18 protein-coding genes are annotated in these 17,751 nt (G+C 61.4%); 12 read left to right on the top strand and 6 right to left on the bottom strand.

All coding sequences use genetic code 11. The annotated features are described in order from the left end of the window. Nucleotides 1-44 precede the first annotated feature (44 nt). Together FHX06_RS23250 and FHX06_RS23245 are read left to right on the top strand one after the other, a co-directional pair. Entirely contained in the window at nucleotides 45-956 is a 912-nt protein-coding gene (locus FHX06_RS23250; protein WP_183881086.1) for an AraC family transcriptional regulator, read from the top strand. 131 nt (nucleotides 957-1,087) lie between these two features. Then, a complete protein-coding gene (locus FHX06_RS23245) occupies nucleotides 1,088-1,993 on the top strand; it encodes a S1C family serine protease (protein WP_183881030.1) in 906 nt (301 codons plus the stop codon). Nucleotides 1,994-2,055: 62 nt separating this feature from the next. On the opposite strand, the gene FHX06_RS23240 is transcribed toward FHX06_RS23245, so the two are convergent. After that, nucleotides 2,056-2,784 carry an esterase family protein gene (locus FHX06_RS23240; RefSeq protein WP_183881028.1) on the bottom strand — a complete coding sequence of 243 codons (729 nt, stop codon included), beginning with the start codon at nucleotides 2,782-2,784 and terminating at the stop codon, nucleotides 2,056-2,058. Next, on the bottom strand, nucleotides 2,781-3,746 hold the full coding sequence (locus FHX06_RS23235) for an acetylxylan esterase (RefSeq protein ID WP_183881026.1): 966 nt from the start codon (nucleotides 3,744-3,746) through the stop codon (nucleotides 2,781-2,783). Before FHX06_RS23235 ends, FHX06_RS23240 begins: the two co-directional genes overlap by 4 nt. Before the next feature lie 312 nt (nucleotides 3,747-4,058). Here FHX06_RS23235 and otnK point away from each other — a divergent pair, with 312 nt between their 5' ends. Further along, nucleotides 4,059-5,321, top strand: coding sequence for a 3-oxo-tetronate kinase (otnK, locus tag FHX06_RS23230; RefSeq protein ID WP_183881024.1), 1,263 nt, complete (start codon nucleotides 4,059-4,061; stop codon nucleotides 5,319-5,321). After that, nucleotides 5,314-5,949, top strand: coding sequence for an aldolase (locus tag FHX06_RS23225; RefSeq protein WP_183881022.1), 636 nt, complete (start codon nucleotides 5,314-5,316; stop codon nucleotides 5,947-5,949). The genes otnK and FHX06_RS23225 overlap by 8 nt, the downstream gene beginning before the upstream one ends. A gap of 48 nt (nucleotides 5,950-5,997) precedes the next feature. Here the strand turns inward: FHX06_RS23225 and FHX06_RS23220 are convergent, their stop codons facing one another. Continuing rightward, nucleotides 5,998-6,801 carry an endonuclease/exonuclease/phosphatase family protein gene (locus FHX06_RS23220; RefSeq protein ID WP_183881020.1) on the bottom strand — a complete coding sequence of 268 codons (804 nt, stop codon included), beginning with the start codon at nucleotides 6,799-6,801 and terminating at the stop codon, nucleotides 5,998-6,000. A 78-nt stretch (nucleotides 6,802-6,879) separates the two neighbouring features. Further along, complete coding sequence (locus FHX06_RS23215) at nucleotides 6,880-7,794, bottom strand: SDR family oxidoreductase (protein WP_183881018.1); 915 nt, start codon at nucleotides 7,792-7,794, stop codon at nucleotides 6,880-6,882. A 102-nt stretch (nucleotides 7,795-7,896) separates the two neighbouring features. Here FHX06_RS23215 and FHX06_RS23210 point away from each other — a divergent pair, with 102 nt between their 5' ends. The 3 genes from FHX06_RS23210 (at nucleotide 7,897) to FHX06_RS23200 (ending at nucleotide 11,363) form a co-directional block, all read left to right on the top strand. Then, nucleotides 7,897-8,466, top strand: coding sequence for a TetR/AcrR family transcriptional regulator (locus tag FHX06_RS23210; RefSeq protein ID WP_183881016.1), 570 nt, complete (start codon nucleotides 7,897-7,899; stop codon nucleotides 8,464-8,466). Nucleotides 8,467-8,564: 98 nt separating this feature from the next. Further along, nucleotides 8,565-9,722, top strand: coding sequence for a class C beta-lactamase (ampC, locus tag FHX06_RS23205; RefSeq protein WP_183881014.1), 1,158 nt, complete (start codon nucleotides 8,565-8,567; stop codon nucleotides 9,720-9,722). A gap of 132 nt (nucleotides 9,723-9,854) precedes the next feature. Next, on the top strand, nucleotides 9,855-11,363 hold the full coding sequence (locus FHX06_RS23200) for a mechanosensitive ion channel family protein (RefSeq protein ID WP_112547435.1): 1,509 nt from the start codon (nucleotides 9,855-9,857) through the stop codon (nucleotides 11,361-11,363). A gap of 3 nt (nucleotides 11,364-11,366) precedes the next feature. On the opposite strand, the gene FHX06_RS23195 is transcribed toward FHX06_RS23200, so the two are convergent. Continuing rightward, nucleotides 11,367-11,852 (bottom strand): YcgN family cysteine cluster protein, encoded by a 486-nt coding sequence (locus tag FHX06_RS23195; RefSeq protein ID WP_112547434.1) that lies wholly within the window; start codon nucleotides 11,850-11,852, stop codon nucleotides 11,367-11,369. Nucleotides 11,853-12,039: 187 nt separating this feature from the next. Between FHX06_RS23195 and FHX06_RS23190 the strand changes: the two genes are divergently transcribed. The 3 genes from FHX06_RS23190 (at nucleotide 12,040) to FHX06_RS23180 (ending at nucleotide 15,494) form a co-directional block, all read left to right on the top strand. Then, entirely contained in the window at nucleotides 12,040-14,223 is a 2,184-nt protein-coding gene (locus FHX06_RS23190) for a transglycosylase domain-containing protein (RefSeq protein WP_183881012.1), read from the top strand. A gap of 142 nt (nucleotides 14,224-14,365) precedes the next feature. Beyond that, nucleotides 14,366-14,953 (top strand): DUF1214 domain-containing protein, encoded by a 588-nt coding sequence (locus FHX06_RS23185; protein WP_112547459.1) that lies wholly within the window; start codon nucleotides 14,366-14,368, stop codon nucleotides 14,951-14,953. Further along, nucleotides 14,946-15,494, top strand: a complete 549-nt coding sequence (locus FHX06_RS23180; protein WP_112547432.1) for a DUF1254 domain-containing protein — start codon at nucleotides 14,946-14,948, stop codon at nucleotides 15,492-15,494. Before FHX06_RS23185 ends, FHX06_RS23180 begins: the two co-directional genes overlap by 8 nt. A gap of 15 nt (nucleotides 15,495-15,509) precedes the next feature. On the opposite strand, the gene FHX06_RS23175 is transcribed toward FHX06_RS23180, so the two are convergent. Further along, nucleotides 15,510-15,680, bottom strand: a complete 171-nt coding sequence (locus tag FHX06_RS23175; RefSeq protein WP_183848328.1) for a hypothetical protein — start codon at nucleotides 15,678-15,680, stop codon at nucleotides 15,510-15,512. Nucleotides 15,681-16,221: 541 nt separating this feature from the next. On the opposite strand from FHX06_RS23175, the gene FHX06_RS23170 reads away from it, so the two are divergent. Continuing rightward, a complete protein-coding gene (locus FHX06_RS23170) occupies nucleotides 16,222-16,428 on the top strand; it encodes a hypothetical protein (RefSeq protein WP_113209978.1) in 207 nt (68 codons plus the stop codon). 257 nt (nucleotides 16,429-16,685) lie between these two features. Then, nucleotides 16,686-17,735, top strand: a complete 1,050-nt coding sequence (locus tag FHX06_RS23165; RefSeq protein WP_112547458.1) for a DUF2336 domain-containing protein — start codon at nucleotides 16,686-16,688, stop codon at nucleotides 17,733-17,735. The last annotated feature ends 16 nt before the right edge of the window (nucleotides 17,736-17,751 follow it).

Below are 17,751 nucleotides of genomic sequence, written 5' to 3'. Positions count from 1 at the left end.
GATATGTTTGCGATCGTCCGGATTTCCGTATGACCTCCGTTTCCATGGATCCACTTTCCGATGTGTTGGCGCTCTTGAAGCCGAAAAGCTACGTCTCGCTCGGGCTCGATGCCGGCCGCGACTGGGCGATCGATTTTCCGCCACCGCAGGGTATCAAGTTCAACGCAGTCCTCTCAGGCGGCTGCTGGCTGGAGGTGGATGGTGTCGCCGAGCCTGTCCGACTGGAAGAAGGCGATTGCTTTCTGCTGACGCAGAGCCGGTCCTTCCGGATGACGAGCGATCGCAGCCTTAAGCCAATCCCGGCTGACGACATCTACGCGCATGCGAAGGATGGTGTCGCGGTCTGCAATGGCGGCGGCGCCTTCTTCCTCGTCGGCAGCCGGTTCGGCTTTTCCGGCGCCGGCGCCGACCTGCTCGTCGGCATATTGCCGCCGGTCGTGCATGTCCGCGAGCATTCGGACCAGGCGTCGGTCTTGCGCTTTGCGATCGACCAGATGGCGCGGGAGCTGCGCGGCCGACACCCGGGCGGCTTCCTGATGACCGAGCATCTGGCGCATATCATGCTGATGCAGATCCTGCGGCTCTATCTCGCGGCACCCGATACGGATGGCACGGGCTGGCTCTTTGCGCTCGCCGACCGGCAGATCGGCATGGCGATCGGCGCCATGCATGCCGAGCCGGCGCGGCGCTGGACGCTACAGCAGCTTGCAGCCATGGCCGGCATGTCGCGTTCCTCCTTTGCGGAGCGTTTCAAGCAGAAAGTCGGTGCTGCTCCGATGGATTACCTGACGCGCTGGCGCATGATGCTGGCGGGCGAGCGGCTGGCAAACAGCAGCGAACCGATCGGTACGATTGCACTTTCCCTCGGCTACGAGTCCGAAAGCGCATTCAGCACCGCCTTCAAGCGGGTGATGGCGCGCTCGCCACGGCAATACGGCCGGGACGCGGCGGAGTAAAAGACCGTAGGCCACGGGTCTTGCAGAAACGGCTGTCGTTTCATACCTATACAGAGAATGGTATGCGTCCGGCCCTTGCCGGCCCTCGCTGCATTCTGGGCCTTTGTGCCGCGCCTTACGAGGATGAAACCATGAATATCGACAGGATCCTGCGGTCAGTTGTGGCCGTTCGCGCCTCCATCCCCGAAGATGCCTTCACCGCGAATACGCTGGGCACCCGCCGGGAAGGTAGCGGCGTTGTCATCAGGGAAAACGGGCTGGTGCTCACCATCGGCTACCTGATCACCGAAGCAGACGAAATCTGGCTGACCCGCCATGACGGCAAGGTGGTTCCGGGTCATGCGCTCGCCTACGACCAGGAAACCGGCTTCGGCCTCATCCAGTCGCTTGCGCCTCTCGACCTGCCGGCCATCGACATCGGCGACAAGGTCAAGACGAAGGTCGGCGACGCAGTGATCTTTGCCGACGGCCTTGGTGAATTCGTGCAGGCCAATATCGTCGCCAAGCAGGAATTTGCGGGCTATTGGGAATATCTGCTCGACGAGGCGATCTTCATCGCACCCGCCCACCCCTCCTGGGGCGGTGCGGCGCTCGTCAGCGACGACGGCAAGCTGCTCGGCATCGGCTCGCTGCGTTTGCAGATGGTACAGGGCGACGAGGTGGCCGACATCAACATGGTCGTACCGATCAACCTTCTGCCGCCGATCCTCGACGACCTGCTCAATCGCGGCCAGATCGACCGCCCGCCGCGCCCCTGGCTCGGCGCCTTTTCGGCCGAAAGCAATGGCGAAGTGGTTGTCATGAGCGTTGCCAAGGGTAGTCCTGCGGCACAGGCGGGTCTGCAGCAGGGCGACGTCATCTCGGAAATCCGCGACGGCGAAGTGGATGGGCTTGCCGATTTCTACCGCAAGGTCTGGGGGAGCGGCCCGGCAGGGGCGGAAATTCCCATGCGCGTGCTGCGGAACGGCCGCGAGGCCTGGCTGCGCATCAAATCCGCCGACCGCAACAGCTTCCTCAAGAAACCGCTGATGCAGTGATCAGAGATAGAGTGCCGCCATCCGGCAGCGTTTAGATGTAGAGTGGCGCCATCCGGCGGCGTTTAGATATAGAGTGGCGCCATCCGGCGCCAGGCTCCTGCGCGATGCGCCCTGCCATCCCAGAAATGCAGCTGATGGCCGACAGCCTTTTCGGCGAGCAGGCGGCTGAGATAGCGGTTGTTGTCTAGGAAGGGATCCTCGTTGCCGATCGTCAGGACGATTTCGACCTGCCGCAGTTTTTCCAGCCGCCAGTCGGAAGTGAGACCCGGCAGGAAATGCGTCGGCGTGTGGAAATAGACCGTCTCGTCGTAATAGCCGTCGAAAAGATCACCGAAGGACTCGACCTTCATCGTCAGGTCGTAGCGGCCGGAAAAGGCCACCAGCTTGCGAAAGAGATGCGGGTGGCGGAAGACGAGACTGGCGGCCTGGAAGGCGCCGAGGCTGCAGCCGTGGACAATGGTGCATTCGTGGCCGTTGCGGCTCTCCATCAACGGCAGAACCTCGTTCAGCACATATTCCTCGAACGCGATATGGCGACGGAGACGATCGGCCGGGTGACGGCCGAAATCGTAAAAGGTCTCGCCCGCCAGGCCTTCGATGCAGAACAGTTGCAAATGGCCGGCCTCGAGCTTCTCAGCGAGGCTGGCGACGATACCGAGATGTTCGTATTCCCAAAAGCGCCCTTCCCGCGTTGGGAACATCAAAACTTTGGCGCCGGCATGCCCGAACACCAGAAGCTCCATGTCACGATGGAGCCGATCGCTGTACCAGCGCAGATATTCTCGGTTCATAGACCCCTGAAAAACCGCCCGACTCGCTCGCGCAGCGCAGTTTGCTGCACTGCACTATCAGCATAGTCGAAATGCCCGGCATCCAGGATGAAGATTTCGTTAAATTTTGATCTCGGCAAAGCGTTCGCAACCGCGAACTGACATGGCGGCGCGACGGCTGGATCGAAGAGGGCCACGGCGGCCAGCATCGGTATTCTGATGCGGGTCGCAGCCGTTGCGGCATCGAAAAGGCGCAGCTTTTCCAAAACACCCGGGTGGGTCTTTGCATATTCCTGCACCGAGTGGGCGCTGCCGACCGTCGGCAATGTCAGCCAGAGCTTGCGGTCTCCGAAGGTCGGCACCGTCAGATGGCCGCGCTCGATCCTGCTGTCGAAGGGAATGGCGAGCGCGCCGATACCGCCGCCGAGGCTGATCCCGCTATAGCCGATGTGACTGTCGAGTGAAGGATAGAGGGAGCGCAGCGCCGACACCGCTACCCACAGATCCTCGACGCAGCCGCCGATCACGTAATGGTCGGGATCATCGATATCATGCAGCACATGCCCGGGGGCGTCGGGCGAAATCGGCGGATGAGCGCTGCGCGACATACCGCGAAAACAGGGAAAGAGGATCGCGGTTTCCTCGACCGGAATATCGAATTCCGGCTGGTCGCGCCCGCCATAGCCGTGGCCGACGACGAGGCCGCGCCTGACTTCGCCCTTGCGGGGCGTGAGCAGCCAGCCGCCGATGCTGATATCATCAGTGGAGGTGTAGACGATATCGCGCACCTGCCAATCCGGATGGGTATCCTTGCTCGGGCTCAGGCGTGGCCCGGGCTTGACCGCCAGCGCCTTCGCATAACGCTTCTGCCAGAAGGCATCGAACCCCTCAGGCGCCTCGGGCGGGCGGATGGCCTGCAGATCGGCAAGCGTCATCCCGTAGGTGGGATCGAAGTCGAACGGATAGTCTGTCGGAATGCTCATGCCCTGCTTGTTGCCGCGAAACCGCTCTCGAAGCAAGATACGCCCCCTGCCCGAAATTGCGTGACAGCCTTGTCCGGCTGGTCTTAACTGGAAACGCGCTATGTCTGCCGACTCAGGCGACAACGCGTTCTGGTTTGCGTTCACTTCATCGGTCGGAGGACCGTTTCAAATGAAAATCCTTTTGATCGGCGCAGAGTTTCGATGCCAGCCGCACCTTTTCGCCCGGTTTCACAGCCGGGACATCCCTTGATGACACCATCCGCGTCCATATCGAGGACGAATTGAACAATAGTCTACCGGAGCGCACCTGACATGCTGCTTGGAGCCATTGCCGACGATTTTACCGGCGCCAGCGATCTAGCCAACACCCTTGCCCGCGGCGGCATGTCGACGATGCAGTTCGTCGGCCCCGGCCGCGGCAAGGTCAATTGCGAAGCAGGTGTGGTGGCGCTGAAGACGCGCTCGATACCGGCCGAGGAAGCGGTGTGGCAATCGATGGATGCGGCACGTTGGCTGCTGGATCAGGGCTGTGAGCAGATTTTCTTCAAATATTGCTCGACCTTCGATTCCACGCCTGAAGGCAATATCGGCCCGGTGGCCGAAGCGTTGCAGCGACTGACCGGCGCCAATGTCACCGTCGTCTGCCCGGCCTTTCCGGCAACCGGCCGACGGGTCTTCATGGGTCACCTCTTCGTCAAGGACAAGCTGCTCAGCGAATCCGGCATGGAGAACCATCCGCTGACGCCGATGACCGATCCGGATATTCGCCGCTGGCTGCGGCTGCAGGCGCGCGGCGGTGTCGGCGGCATCACGCTCGATACGGTGCGCCAGGGTTCGGAAGCCATCCGCCGCCGGCTGCGCGATGAGCTGACCGATGGCAATCGTCTCGTCGTCGTCGATGCGATCGAGGATGCCGATCTGCTGACAATCGGCGAAGCCGTCGCCGATCATGAACTCGTAACCGGCGGGTCGGCACTGGCCCAGGGGCTGGCGCGCAATTTCGCCAGGCGCGGCAAGCTCTCTGGCGCCCCGGCCGAAGTGCCTGTCGTCAGCGGGCCTGGTGTCATCCTCTGCGGCTCCTGTTCGCTCGCCTCTCAGAACCAGGTCGCCTGCCATCTCCAGAATCATCCAGGCCTTTCTATCGACCCGGCGGCGATCATGCGCGGCACCATGTCGGTGGAGCATGCCGCCCACTGGGTTGCTTCCAATGCGGCCGACAATCCGATCGTTTATTCCACCTCCTCGCCTGAAGTCGTGAGTTTCGTGCAGCAGCGCTTCGGCCGCGAGGAATCGGCGAAGATTCTTGAGGATTTCTTCGGCGGCCTTGCCAAACGGCTTGCCGATTCCGGCACGCAGCTGATCGTCGTCGGCGGCGGCGAAACCTCAGGCGCGGTGGTCGAGGCGCTCGGCCTCAGGCATATGATCATCGGCGCCGAGATCGATCCCGGCGTGCCGGTGCTGGTATCGGAACGCGGCAACCCGATGCAGCCGATCGGACTCGCGCTGAAGAGCGGCAATTTCGGCTCGCCCGACTTTTTCGCCAAGGCATTGGACAGGATTGCAGGCCATGAGTGAGACCCTACTGCGTGAAGCCATCGTCCGCTGGGGAAAATCGCTTTTCGACAGGGGGCTTACGGCCGGCTCTTCCGGAAATATTTCGGTGCGCACCGCAGAAGGCTATCTCGCGACCCCGACCAATTCCTGCCTCGGCTTCCTCGATGCCGAGCGGCTGTCGAAGCTTGATAGCGACGGCAGGCATGTGTCGGGTGATGCGCCGACCAAGGAACTGCCGCTGCATTTCTCCTTCTATGAAAAGCGGCCGCAAACAGGAGCCGTGGTGCACCTGCACTCCACCTATGCGACTGCCCTTTCCTGCCTTGCGGATACCGATCCAAAGGACGCCATTCCGCCGCTGACGCCCTATGTGGTCATGCGCGTCGGCAAGGTGCCGGTCGTGCCCTATACGCGGCCGGGCTCAACCGACGTGAAGCCGCTGATTGCCGAGATTGCGGGCGAACACAGCGCCGTGCTCCTGGAAAATCACGGGCCCATTGTTTCGGCCGCCACGCTCGACTCTGCCGTCTTCGCCATCGAAGAGCTGGAAGAGGCGGCGAAGCTTTCGATCATCACGCGCGGCATGAAGGTGCGGCAGCTGAACGAGGAGCAGATCGCCGACCTCAACCGGCATTTCAAGCTGCGCTAATTCCTGCGCCATTCCGGACGCAAAACCGCTTCTCGCCTTCGGAATTGCTCAGGCAAGCTCGATCAAAAGCGCCCGGTGATCGGAAACTTCGGGCTGTTCGACGACCTCGAAGCGCTCCACCACGACCTCTGGCGTCACCAGCATATAATCGGCAAAGCGCCCTTCCTTCGGATAGAGCGAGGTGCGGGTATCGGTAAAACCCCTGCTGGTGACGAGATCGTTGAGGCCGAGGCGGCCGAGCTTTTCGAAACTTACGCTGTCAGGCAGCACATTGAAATCGCCACAAACGACGAGGCGTTCGTCACCCGGCCAGACGCGTTCGATCAGCTCGACGAGTGCATCCGCCTGGGCATGACGTGCCGGGATGTCGCCCTTGCCGGCGGGATCGCGCAGGCCGTGAAGCTGGGCGATGGTGACGGAAATGCCGCCGGCATAATCGAACAGGCGGATGCAATGGGCATTGCGCGAGCGCGGATGCTCGCCCCAGCCATCCGGCGAGAAACGGCCATGGATGAAATCCGCCGCCTGCCCGATGACAGGATAGGATCTGCGGACGAAGGTGGCGATCCCGAATTCGGACGGGAAAAGGGTCTCGCCGTGAAAGAGGTCGCCGCGCGCAAACGGGCTGAAATAACCGTCGTGATCGGGAAGAACGGCAGCGATTTCGTCATAGAGACGGGCGCGCTGGGCCAACCGAGTGCCGCCGTCGCGATATTCCAGCCATTCCGGCGTATCGGGCGCTGACCGGATCACCTCCTGCAGGCAAAAGACGTCGGCCTCCGCATGCGCGAGATAGTCGATCAGCGGCGCGTGGATGCTGCCGCCCCAGGCATTCAGTGAAATGATACGCAAAGTCGTGCGAGCTCCCTTTCCGGGAGGAGACTAGCAGATTCGCCGGCCGATCAATGCCCGGGGCCGCAGTCCATCGGATCAGCGATAGCCAGCGTCATCTGCCGGCTTGCCAGGCTCCTGCACTTCGGCGAGATACCGCCAGCAATCCGGCCGGGTGCCATCGAGATCGGTGAAACCATAGGCATCGGCCAGCTGGAAGCTCGATAGCGACTGACCATTCCATCTGTTGCGATCGGGATCGGCAGCGAGTGCGGCGACCGCTCGGCCGGTGAACCGTGGCGTTTCCGATATGACGAAATGCGGCTGGACTTTTGTACCGTCACGCCAATTTTCTTCCTTAACCCCGTAAATTTCCAGCATCATTTCCGAACGCATCCAGCCCGGCGAGAGCGAGACGGCAGTGGCGCCATGGGCTGCCAGATCCTTGGCATGCGCCCAGGCCATGCGGTTCGTGCCTGTTTTCACCAGGTCGTAATAGGGGCAGAGGCGATAATGGGTGGCGTTGTAATCCGCCGTGCCATCCGTGACCTCTACCAGCAGGGCCCCCGGCTGCTCGATCATCAGCGCCAGCGCATAGTGGGCGGTGATGAAATGGGTGTCGATTGCAAGCCGCAGCATGCGCAGGCCCTTGTCGAGAGAATGTTCCCAGACCGGTTTGTTCCATTCCGTCAGATGTTCGCCACCCCAGATGTCGTTGACGAGAATATCGAGCCTGCCCTGCTCCGCTCGGATGCGGGCAACCAGCGCTTCGACCTGCTCGGGCACCAGATGGTCCACCTGCACCGGGATGCCGCGCCCACCCTCCGCACTCACCAATTCGGCTGTCTCCTCGATGGTCTCGGGCCGGCCATATTCGGATTGCTGCGCGCGGGTCGTGCGGCCGGTCACATAGACGGTCGCGCCTGCCGCGCCCAGTTCCACCGCAATGCCGCGGCCGGCACCACGCGTTCCGCCGGCAACGAGTGCTACCTTTCCATTCAAGTCCACTGTCACTTCGCTGTCCTCCCCGCTAGAAAGAATTGGCCATATCGATCGGCTCACTTGTATATAAACGAATGCTCGTTCATAAATAAGGCGAGCGCAAGAGGGAATTTCATGCCGCGTCCGCGCACGCTTTCCGATAAACAGCTGCTTTCGATCGTTCTCGATGTGATCCAGTCGGAGGGACCGGATGCGGCGACCTTTGCGGCAGTCTCGAAGGCGAGCGGCCTTTCCGGTTCGACGCTGGTGCAGCGCTTCGCCACCAAGGCCGGCATGTTGCGCGCCGCCCTGCTCCACGCCTGGGACCGGCTGGATGCTGAAACCGCCCGACTTGCCGATACATTGCCGAAAACCTCGGATGGAGCGATCGCGCTTCTGGCCGCCCTTTCCCAGGACTATGGAGATAATCCCGCCTCCTATGCGGAAGGCCTGCTTCTGCTGCGCGAAGACTTCCGCGACCCGGTGTTGCGCGCCCGCGGCGGGGCGTGGGGGACCGCGCTGATGTCGGCACTTGCCGAGCGTTTCGAAGGGCACAGTCAATCACAGACCATTGCCAGGCTGATGCTCTCGCAATGGCAGGGATCGCTGCTCTGGTGGGGCTTCTCGTCCGATGGCGCGGTTGCCGATTACGTGGAGCGGGAACTGCGGCTCTTTCTTGCCGCTCTCAAGCCCAAATTAAACTAGGGCCTCCTGCGAGTTCTTATCGTTTGTGGAGGGGCAAACGGCCACGCTATCGACGGTGTGTCGGCCGTATCGCCGGCTGCGCAAAGAGGAACCGTCCGATGAACACAAGACATTGCCTTATCGCCCTCGCCTTGTCGGCGAGCCCGCTTCACGCGGCAGACATGACGGACAAGGCATTCCAGGAGATAGCAGATCGCGTTTTTCAGCCGGTGATCAGGGAATACGACATTCCGGGACTAGCCGTCGGCGTGACGATCAATGGCTCGGAATTCTATTATACCCGCGGGGAAGCCTCGCGCGAGACGAAAGCGCCGGTCACCAGCGACACGATCTTCGAACTCGGCTCCGTCAGCAAGATTTTTAATGTCACGCTTGCCGCCGCTGCCGAACAGCGCGGCCTGCTGTCGCTGGATCAGCCGGTTTCGACCTATCTGCCGGAGCTCAAGGGCAGCGCTTTCGACAAGATCTCCCTCGTCAATCTCGCCACCCATACATCAGGCGGCCTGCCGCTGCAGGTTCCAGACAGCGTGACGGATGATAGCGAGCTGATGACCTACCTGAAGAGCTGGAAGCCGGCCTACAAGGCTGGCACCATGCGCTCCTATTCCAATGTCAGCATCGGCCTGCTCGGGCGTATTGCCGGACAGCGTCTCGGCGGCACCTACCGGCAAGCCGCCGAAGGGCAGCTGTTTCCCGCCCTCGGTCTGAAAAGCACCTTCATCGCGGTTCCGCCTGATGCCATGGATCGCTACGCCTTCGGCTATGGCAAGGCGAACAAGCCGATCCGCGTCGGACCTGGCGTCCTCGACGACGAGGCCTACGGCATCAAGACCACGGCCCGCGACATGGTGCAGCTACTGGACGCCAATTTGAAGCCGGACGCTCTTGCACCTGAATTCAGGGCTGCGATCGAGAAAACGCATACGGGATATTTCGATACGGCCTATTACACGCAGGACATGGTCTGGGAGCAATATGCCTGGCCCGTCGCGCTAAAGCAGCTTCTCGACGGCAATTCCGCAAAGATGAGCCTGGAAAGCCAGCCCGTGAAAAAACGGACAAAGCCGCTTGCGCCGCAGACGGCAGTGCTGATGAACAAGACGGGATCGACGAACGGTTTCGGCGCCTATGTCGTGCTGGTGCCGAAGTTGCATATCGGCCTGACGGTGCTGGCGAACCGGAACTATCCGAACACGGTCCGCGCCGAAGCGGGGCTGAAGCTCGTCCAGGCGCTGGAAGCCTACGCGGCGCAATAGCCATCAAATGGCCGGCCGGGCAAAAATCCCGGCCGGCGTTGTCAGCGGTCACGACACCCTATCCATTCGTGTCAGAGGACAGGACTTCTTCTTCCGTGATATAGGGTCCAACCCCCAATCAGGATGTCCTGCATGTCATGGCAGACGCTCGAAGATCCCCTGTACCAGTTTATTGTCCTCGTTCTGGCCAGTGCCGCGGCGCGGTTCATTTTCGGACGGGAACCCGCCTTCCGGCTGATCGCCAACTTCATCTTCTTCGCGCTGCTGACCGTGCTGCTCGTGAAACACGAGATTGCCCCCTATACGTCCGACATGGGCAAGGCCGAAGATCTTTTCCGGCGCATTTTCGTCGGGGTCGCCAAGGCCGTCTGGTGGATCGGTGGCGCAATGGTACTGGCGAGTTCGGTGCGGCTCTTCCTGATCTTCGAGCGCAAGCCGCGCGAGGCACGGCTGCTGCAGGATCTCGTTGTCGGCATCATCTATCTCGGCGCCGGGCTGTCGGTCGTGGCTTACGTCTTCGGCGCACCGATCGGCACACTGATTGCAACATCGGGTGTCTTCGCCATCGTGCTCGGCCTTGCGCTTCAGAGTACGCTGAATGACGTATTTTCGGGCGTCGCGCTCAATCTCGGCAGGCACTACAGCGTCGGCGACTGGATCGTTCTCGAAGACGGCGTGCAGGGCCGCGTGGTGGAGACGAACTGGCGCTCCACCCATCTCCTGAACGGCACAAACGACCTCGTCATCGTACCCAACAGCGCACTCGCCAAGGCGCGGCTGACGAACCTGACCAGCCCTGAAGAAGCCCATGGCGTCTCGCTGAAAATCCGGGTCGTGCCTTCAAGCCCGCCCGCGACCATCGAGGAGACGATGCGCACGGTGCTCTTGAGCAGCAACGCCATCCTGAAGTCCCCCGTCCCGACTGTCAGCGTCACCGGGCTGGACAGCAGTGCCATCGAATTCGAGCTCTCCTTCCGTGTCTCCGGACTGGGCGAGGCGACCGCTGCCCGGAACGAAGTCTACGATCTCGTCTATCGTCACATCAAGGCGTCAGGCCTGCAGCTTGCGTCACCTGCAGGGTCGTCGCTTCCCCCGGCTGCGGATCCGCCGGAGGACGCCGGGAAACATCCGAACTCGGCCTGGCGCCTGCTCAACGCCATTCCGCTCTTCTCGACGCTGACGGAAGACGAAAAGGAATCGCTTGCGGCCGACATGAAACGGCTGACCTTCCGGAAGGATGCGTTGATCGCCACGCAGGATACGTCGCTGACATCATTGATGGTCGTGCGGCGAGGCGTTGCCGTCGTCGAGCGGAAGGAAGGCAACGAGACGATCGAACTCGCCAGAATCGCGCCCGGTGATCTCTTCGGCGAACGCGGCGTGCTGATGGGTGCGCTGGAGCCGGCCAATATCCGTGCGCTGACATCCGTCGTGGTCTACGAAATCGCCAAGGATCACCTCGCGGCGATCATGCAGGAGCGGCCGGCACTTGCCGAAGAGCTTGGTCTGCTGCTGTCTCGCCGGATCGAATCCGAGAAGCATCACTTCAGTGCAGGCGTGTCGGCCGAAGCCAGCCATCCAACGACGCTGACGACGCGCATAAGGCATCTGTTCCAGATCCCTCACAGCACCTGGTCATGACGGTCAGCCGGCCTTTTCCTCGGGCTCTTTGGCATCATCTCCGACCGTCAGCGGCCAGTCGACGACGTAATCCTCGAAATCGTCGACAGCGACCTCGTTTTCGCTGATGGTGCGGCCGCGGGCGGAAATGCCGGCGGCATGGACAGTCTCGGGATCGCCTGAGACCAGCGGATGCCACCAATAGAGATCACGGCCCTCATTGACGAGGCGATAGCCGCAGGTCGGCGGCAGCCATGCGATTTCGGGAACGTTTTCCCTGGTGAGCTGAACGCAATCGGGCACGAAATCCCAGCGGTTCGGGTAGCTGGAACAGCGACAGCTTTCGCTGTCGAGCAGCTTGCAGCGGATCGAGGTGAAATAGACATCGCCGCTATCCCATTCCTCGATCTTGTTCAGACAACAGAGGCCGCAGCCGTCGCAGAGGCTTTCCCATTCCTCGGCATTCATTTCGGCAAGTGTCTTACGCTTCCAGAAGGGCAGATCGTTCATCGTTCGTTTCTTGCAACAGCCGCCCGCAAATTCGCGTGACGACCGTTCAACTCTCTTGTTCTTGTGCGCAAAATCAACCAATTATTCAACTTGCTCCGGCTATCCGGAGAGTTGCGGCCCCTTTCAGGCCCCGCTCCGGCGTCCGGATTTTACGGTCGCCGAGCGTGCTCAGGCGGGAATATAGGACGTGCAGGATCCGGACAACCCAAATAATGGGTCAGATGTTGGTTCAGAAGGCCCCGAAAACGGGCAAGGCAAGCAGCAGTCGAAAAACCGTCACCTGCTGCTGCGCATCGATTCGTGGATCGACTCGACCGTCTGGAATGCCGGTTTTCGCGCCGCAGAGATCTGGGAAGACACAACTATCTTCTTCCGCCGCTTCCGCGTTCGCGGCTGGAAACGTGCGGTGTTCGAACTCGCCGGCGAAGGGCTGACGCTCGGCGCCGTCGGCATAGTGCTGATGCTGGCGCTCGCCCAGCCGGCTTTCGAGGCCACCAAGCAAGACTGGCGCAACCGCGGCGATTTTGCCGTCACCTTCCTCGACCGCTACGGCAATGTGATCGGCCATCGCGGCGTCATCCACCAGAATTCCGTGCCAATCGACGAGTTGCCGGATTCCCTGATCAAGTCCGTGATCGCCACAGAAGACCGGCGCTTCTTCGACCATTTCGGCATCGACGTGATCGGCCTCTTCCGCGCCATGGTGACCAACGCCCAGGCCGGCGAAGTCGTGCAGGGCGGCTCGACGCTGACGCAACAGCTCGCCAAGAACCTGTTCCTTTCCAACGAGCGCTCGATCGACCGCAAGATCACCGAAGCCTTCCTGGCGTTCTGGCTGGAAGCCAATCTCTCCAAGAAAGAGATCCTCGCGACCTATCTCGACCGGGCCTATATGGGCGGCGGCACATTCGGTGCGGCGGCGGCGGCGCAATTCTATTTCGGAAAGAGCATCACCGATGTGAATCTGGCCGAATCCGCCATGCTCGCCGGCCTGTTCAAGGCGCCTGCCAAATATGCGCCGCATGTGAACCTGCCGGCTGCCCGCGGCCGCGCCAACGAGGTGCTGACCAATCTCGTGCAGAGCGGGCTGATGACCGAGGGTCAGGTGATTGCGGCACGGCGCAATCCGGCCAATGTCGTCGACCGCAACGAGGTGGAATCGCCCGACTTCTTCCTCGACTGGGCCTTCGACGAGGTACAGCGCCTGTCGCCGCGCTTCCACCAGCGCTCGCTGATCGTCCGCACCACGATCGACATGGGCATCCAGCAGGCGGCCGACGATTCCATCGAGACGTCGCTGCGCGAATATGGCGAGGCCTATCACGCCAAGCAGGGCGCGATGGTGATGATCGAAAACGGCGGGGCCGTGCGCGCCATGGTCGGCGGACGCGACTATGGCGAGAGCCAGTTCAACCGCGCCACAAAGGCGCTGCGCCAGCCGGGCTCCTCCTTCAAGGTCTATACCTATTCGGTGGCCATGGAGAGCGGGATGACGCCGAAAACGACGATCATCGACGCGCCGATTTCCTGGGGCAACTGGAGCCCGCACAATTACGAAAACCGTTATGCCGGCCGCATCACGCTGGAGACTGCGATCGCCCAGTCGATCAACACCATCCCGGTGCGCCTTGCCAAGGAAAAGCTCGGCATCCAGCCGATCCGCGCCATGGCCAAGGCCATGGGCGTCGAAACGCCGATCCGCGACGACGTGACGATCCCGATCGGCACGTCCGAGGTGACGGTGCTGGACCAGGCGACCGCCTATGCCGTGTTCCCGACCGGCGGCTATCAGTCCCGTCGCCATGGCATTACGCAGGTTCTCGATTATGACGGCGACGTTCTCTACGACTTCGATCGAGACGAGCCGCCCGCCCGGCGTGTGCTGTCCGAACAGGCCGACAGCTACATGAACCAGATGCTGTCGCGGGTGCCCTATGTGGGCACGGCGCGCAAGGCAGCCCTCGACAACGGCGTCGTCACCGCCGGCAAGACCGGCACCACGCAAGCCTATCGCGATGCCTGGTTCGTGGGCTTCACCGGCAACTATACCTGCGCCGTCTGGTTCGGGAACGATGACTACACGTCGACCAACAACATGACCGGCGGCTCGCTACCGGCCATGACCTTCAAGCGCGCCATGGATTATGCCCATCAGGGCGTCACGCTGCGCCCCATCCCCGGCATCGAAAACCCGCTGCCATCCGAAAAGGATGTCGCCAAGGCACAGGCCAACAAGCCGAAGGACGGCGTGCCAACGCTTGTCCGCCCGCGCATGCTGTCGGTGCAATCGACAAACATTCTCAAGGGTATCGGCGAGAAGCTGAAGGATGCTGCGCCGCTCGAGGTGCAGAAGGTGGCGAGCGCGGAATGATGCTTCCGCTGTTTTAGTCGGACCGCCCTTCGACTTGCCAAGAGTTGGGGGACACATCGCCCCATGGCATTCCACCCTGCCAGAATCAGTGGTAACCCTTTCAACTGATTTGATCTTCAAGTTTGATCTTCAAGGGCGCAAGGTGTTTCGGTTTCCCCTTTTCATCCTGATCACGCTGATCGTCGCCTTCGGCGGCGGCATCATGATTTCGCTTTACGCGCTGGATGCGACGCAGGGATTCGGAGCGATCAAGCTCGGCGCCTGGGAGGCCTTTCCGGAACTCCAGACCGTCGACGCCGACCCCTATGCGAAGTCGCATCGCGCGCGCGCCGGCAAGCTGCTCTATGGCAGCGCCGAAGGCCTGACCTTTACAGCAAGCGTGGACGACAGCGGCGAGCGGCTGAACGCTGCCTGCCATTACCGCATCAGCGGCCAGACGCCGCCGGCACGGCTGTGGACTTTGTTTACCGCAGACAATGCCGGCAATCCCGCCTCCCTGCAGCAGGCCCTGCCGGCGGCGCTGAATTCATGGACGGTCCTTCGCCAGCCGGACAGCAGCTTCACCATCGACATTGCGACGCGGGCCGAGCCCGGCAACTGGCTGGCACTGCCGCAAGCCGGTACGTTCCGGCTGGTGCTGACGCTGTTCGACACGCCAACGGCCGGCAGCTCCGGCGTCATCGACCTGTCGATGCCGAAACTGACCAAGATCGGATGCGGCAATGCTTAGGGTGTTCTTTGCCCTTCTCGCCGGGCTTTTCGGCGCAGCGCTTCTGCATCTGGTGATCATTCTGGCACTGCCGCACTTCACCGGCCGCGATGCGGCGACGCGCGTGGAAGCGGAGGGCGATCCGAACAATTTCTATCTGCTGACCGGCCGATATGATGAAGCAGGGCTCGCCAATGGCGATCCCTTCGTGCGCACGGCCGTCTGCTCCTTCGATGTGGGCGAGGATCCGGTGCACTTCACCGCCAAGGGAAATGTGCCCTTCTGGTCGATCGCGATCTATGACAGCGCTTCGAACGAGGTCTTCAGCATGAACGACCGCACCTCTGTCGGCGGCGCTCTCGATGTTCTCGCAGCAGGCCCGATCCAGTTGACGGACCTTCGCAAGAACCTGCCGCAAGAGCTGGAGCAGACGATCATGGTCGAGATGGCGCATCCCGAGGGCTATGCGGTGCTGCGCACGCTGGCGCCGCAGGCAAGCTTCGACGAGGCTGCGCGCGCCTTCCTGACGGAAGCGGGCTGCGAGGAACTCGACGCCCGCTAGGGTTGCTTTCGTGAATTACTTATTCTTGACGCGCGGCGCAGAATGCGCCGGATTTTTCTTCGGGGTTTCGACGATCCGTTCGTAACGGACGCCGGTGAACCAGAGTATTTTTGCTTCACCGGGCTCCTTGCCCGAGCGACGCGGCGCCTGCGGCAGCCGGTCCGCCAATGCGACTACAATTGCCATTCTCGTCTCCATGCACTGCCCGAGACGGATGAACTTGCGTTGGATTTCACCCTGCCCGCCTTGCTGCGGGCCAGCGCGTCCTCAAGCGCCGGATGAACCGGACCGAGGGCATTCGCGCCTTTCTCACGGCACCTACCGAAATACCGTGATGTTGCGGAGCTTCCACGATCCATATTCCCAAATCGCGTCGTTCCTGTCCGAATTGAGACACACGACCGTTAACAGATTACTAATATTCAGCCGCTGCTTTGGGCAGCCTGCTCGGCACTCAGATAACGCGCAGAACGGTTGTTTGGTTTCAGCCGCGGAAAAGAAAAGACAGGCTGAAAGCCGTCCGATAAAATTAGAGATAATTCATATAGTTAATGGCTCCCCGCCATTGAAACGGCGCCCAAGCCCCCACTGTTGCAAATATGCATCATTAAAATATGAATTGCGGCCAGGATGGATGGGTGTATCGTAACTCCATCGGCCCAAAGCTTTTAAGGCGATGGCCGCTTGGAAGTCATACGTGCTCTTGCTGTCATACGGAGAGCAGCCCATGCCCTTTTTATATGGTTGCGCATTCACGTCAGAGGATTTGGACGTGTTAAGTGGCGTGCTAAATGCGTGGTGCGCTGAAAGACATATCGACATCAGAAGTGTCGAGGCGCAGTTCGCTGCTTCGACCGCACTCGACCTCTACCAGTCGGGCCACCACGAACCCGACAAGCTTCTGTCGGCACTCAACGGCCGCACCGGCCTATAGATTATTTGCCGGCTATTTATCCGCATGTCTCGAAACTGCGAATCCCCGTGTTTTGGGGGCACGTTATTTTATTTTGCCGGCTTATTATTATGCGACACGCGAAACGTGTATATTTCTGTTGCATTTTAATAGAATCTTCAGCATGCATTAACCGTGCCGGTGTAGGATTTGTTCATAACCGTATGGTCTGACGCGCGTCCCGCCAGCGCTTGTCGGCCCACGGTGTCCCGCTTGTTCTGCGTTTTCAGGGTGTGCTTGTGCGTGACCGGTTTCGAGACCTAGAGGGCCCGTTGGCCATCAGGAAGAAGGACGTGGTGTTAATGGCGACTGTCAGCAGTTTCGAGAACCTGTCACATCCGACACGCTCCGAACTGCGCCAGTTTGCCGAACTCTTCATGCCGCTTTTCCAGGCATCCTCCGAGGAAGCACGGCGCCAGGCCGTCGCCGCACTTTCCCAGTGCGAGAACATGCCGGCAGCAGTCGCCCTCTTTATCGGCAACCAGCCGATCGAAATCGCCGCTCCTTTCCTCACCTCCTCCAAGGCAATCGGCGACGATACATTGATCACGATTGCCCGCACCCATGGTGCCTCGCATGTGAAGGCAATCGTCAGCCGGGACTCTCTCTCGCCCAAGGTCATCGATGCGCTGGTGGCATTGCGACAGGCCGAGCCGCGTCCTTCCGCCGCCACACCTGCCGAACAGCCGCCCATGCCTCTTTCGCCGATGCCTGCTCCGCCGGAAATGGACCAGGAAGAAGCCCAGCGTCTCGCCAATGAAGAGGCGCTGCGCGAGCGCATCCGCGGCCTTGCCGGCCATCTTGGCCGCGATGACGACGACCGGCTTGGCCTTCGTTCGCTATCCGACATTCAGGAAGCACTGCTGGTGCGCTTTGCCCGCTCTCGGGAAGCCACGCATTTCGCCACCGCACTTGCCGATGCGCTTTCCGCCAGCCGCTGGCTTGCTGAACGTATCATGCTCGACCTCTCCGGCCAGCAGCTCGCCACGACGTTGACGAGCCTCGGCATGGGCTTTCTTGACTCCGTCTTCGTGCTGGAAAAGCTCTATCCGCATCTTGCCGAGGTGCAGCACAATGTCAGCCGCGCCTTCCTCGTCCTCGATGCGCTGGACCCGGAAGAGTGCCATGCCCGTGTCGAGGCCTGGCGGCGGGCCGACAGCTATACCTACAATCCGGACAGTCCGGCCGCAGCCAAGCCTGCGCCCGCAGCCCAGGCGCAAGCTCCCGCCTATCGCTTCATCCGGCAGGCGCCGTTGCGCGACCTCAAGAGCGTCAACCGGGCGCGCTAGAGCGCCGAGCGTCCCT

This window comes from Rhizobium sp. BK512 (assembly GCF_014194915.1).
Lineage (GTDB): Bacteria > Pseudomonadota > Alphaproteobacteria > Rhizobiales > Rhizobiaceae > Rhizobium.
The sequence above is the reverse complement of the archived record's forward strand: the minus strand, read 5'-3'. Positions and strand labels throughout refer to the sequence as shown.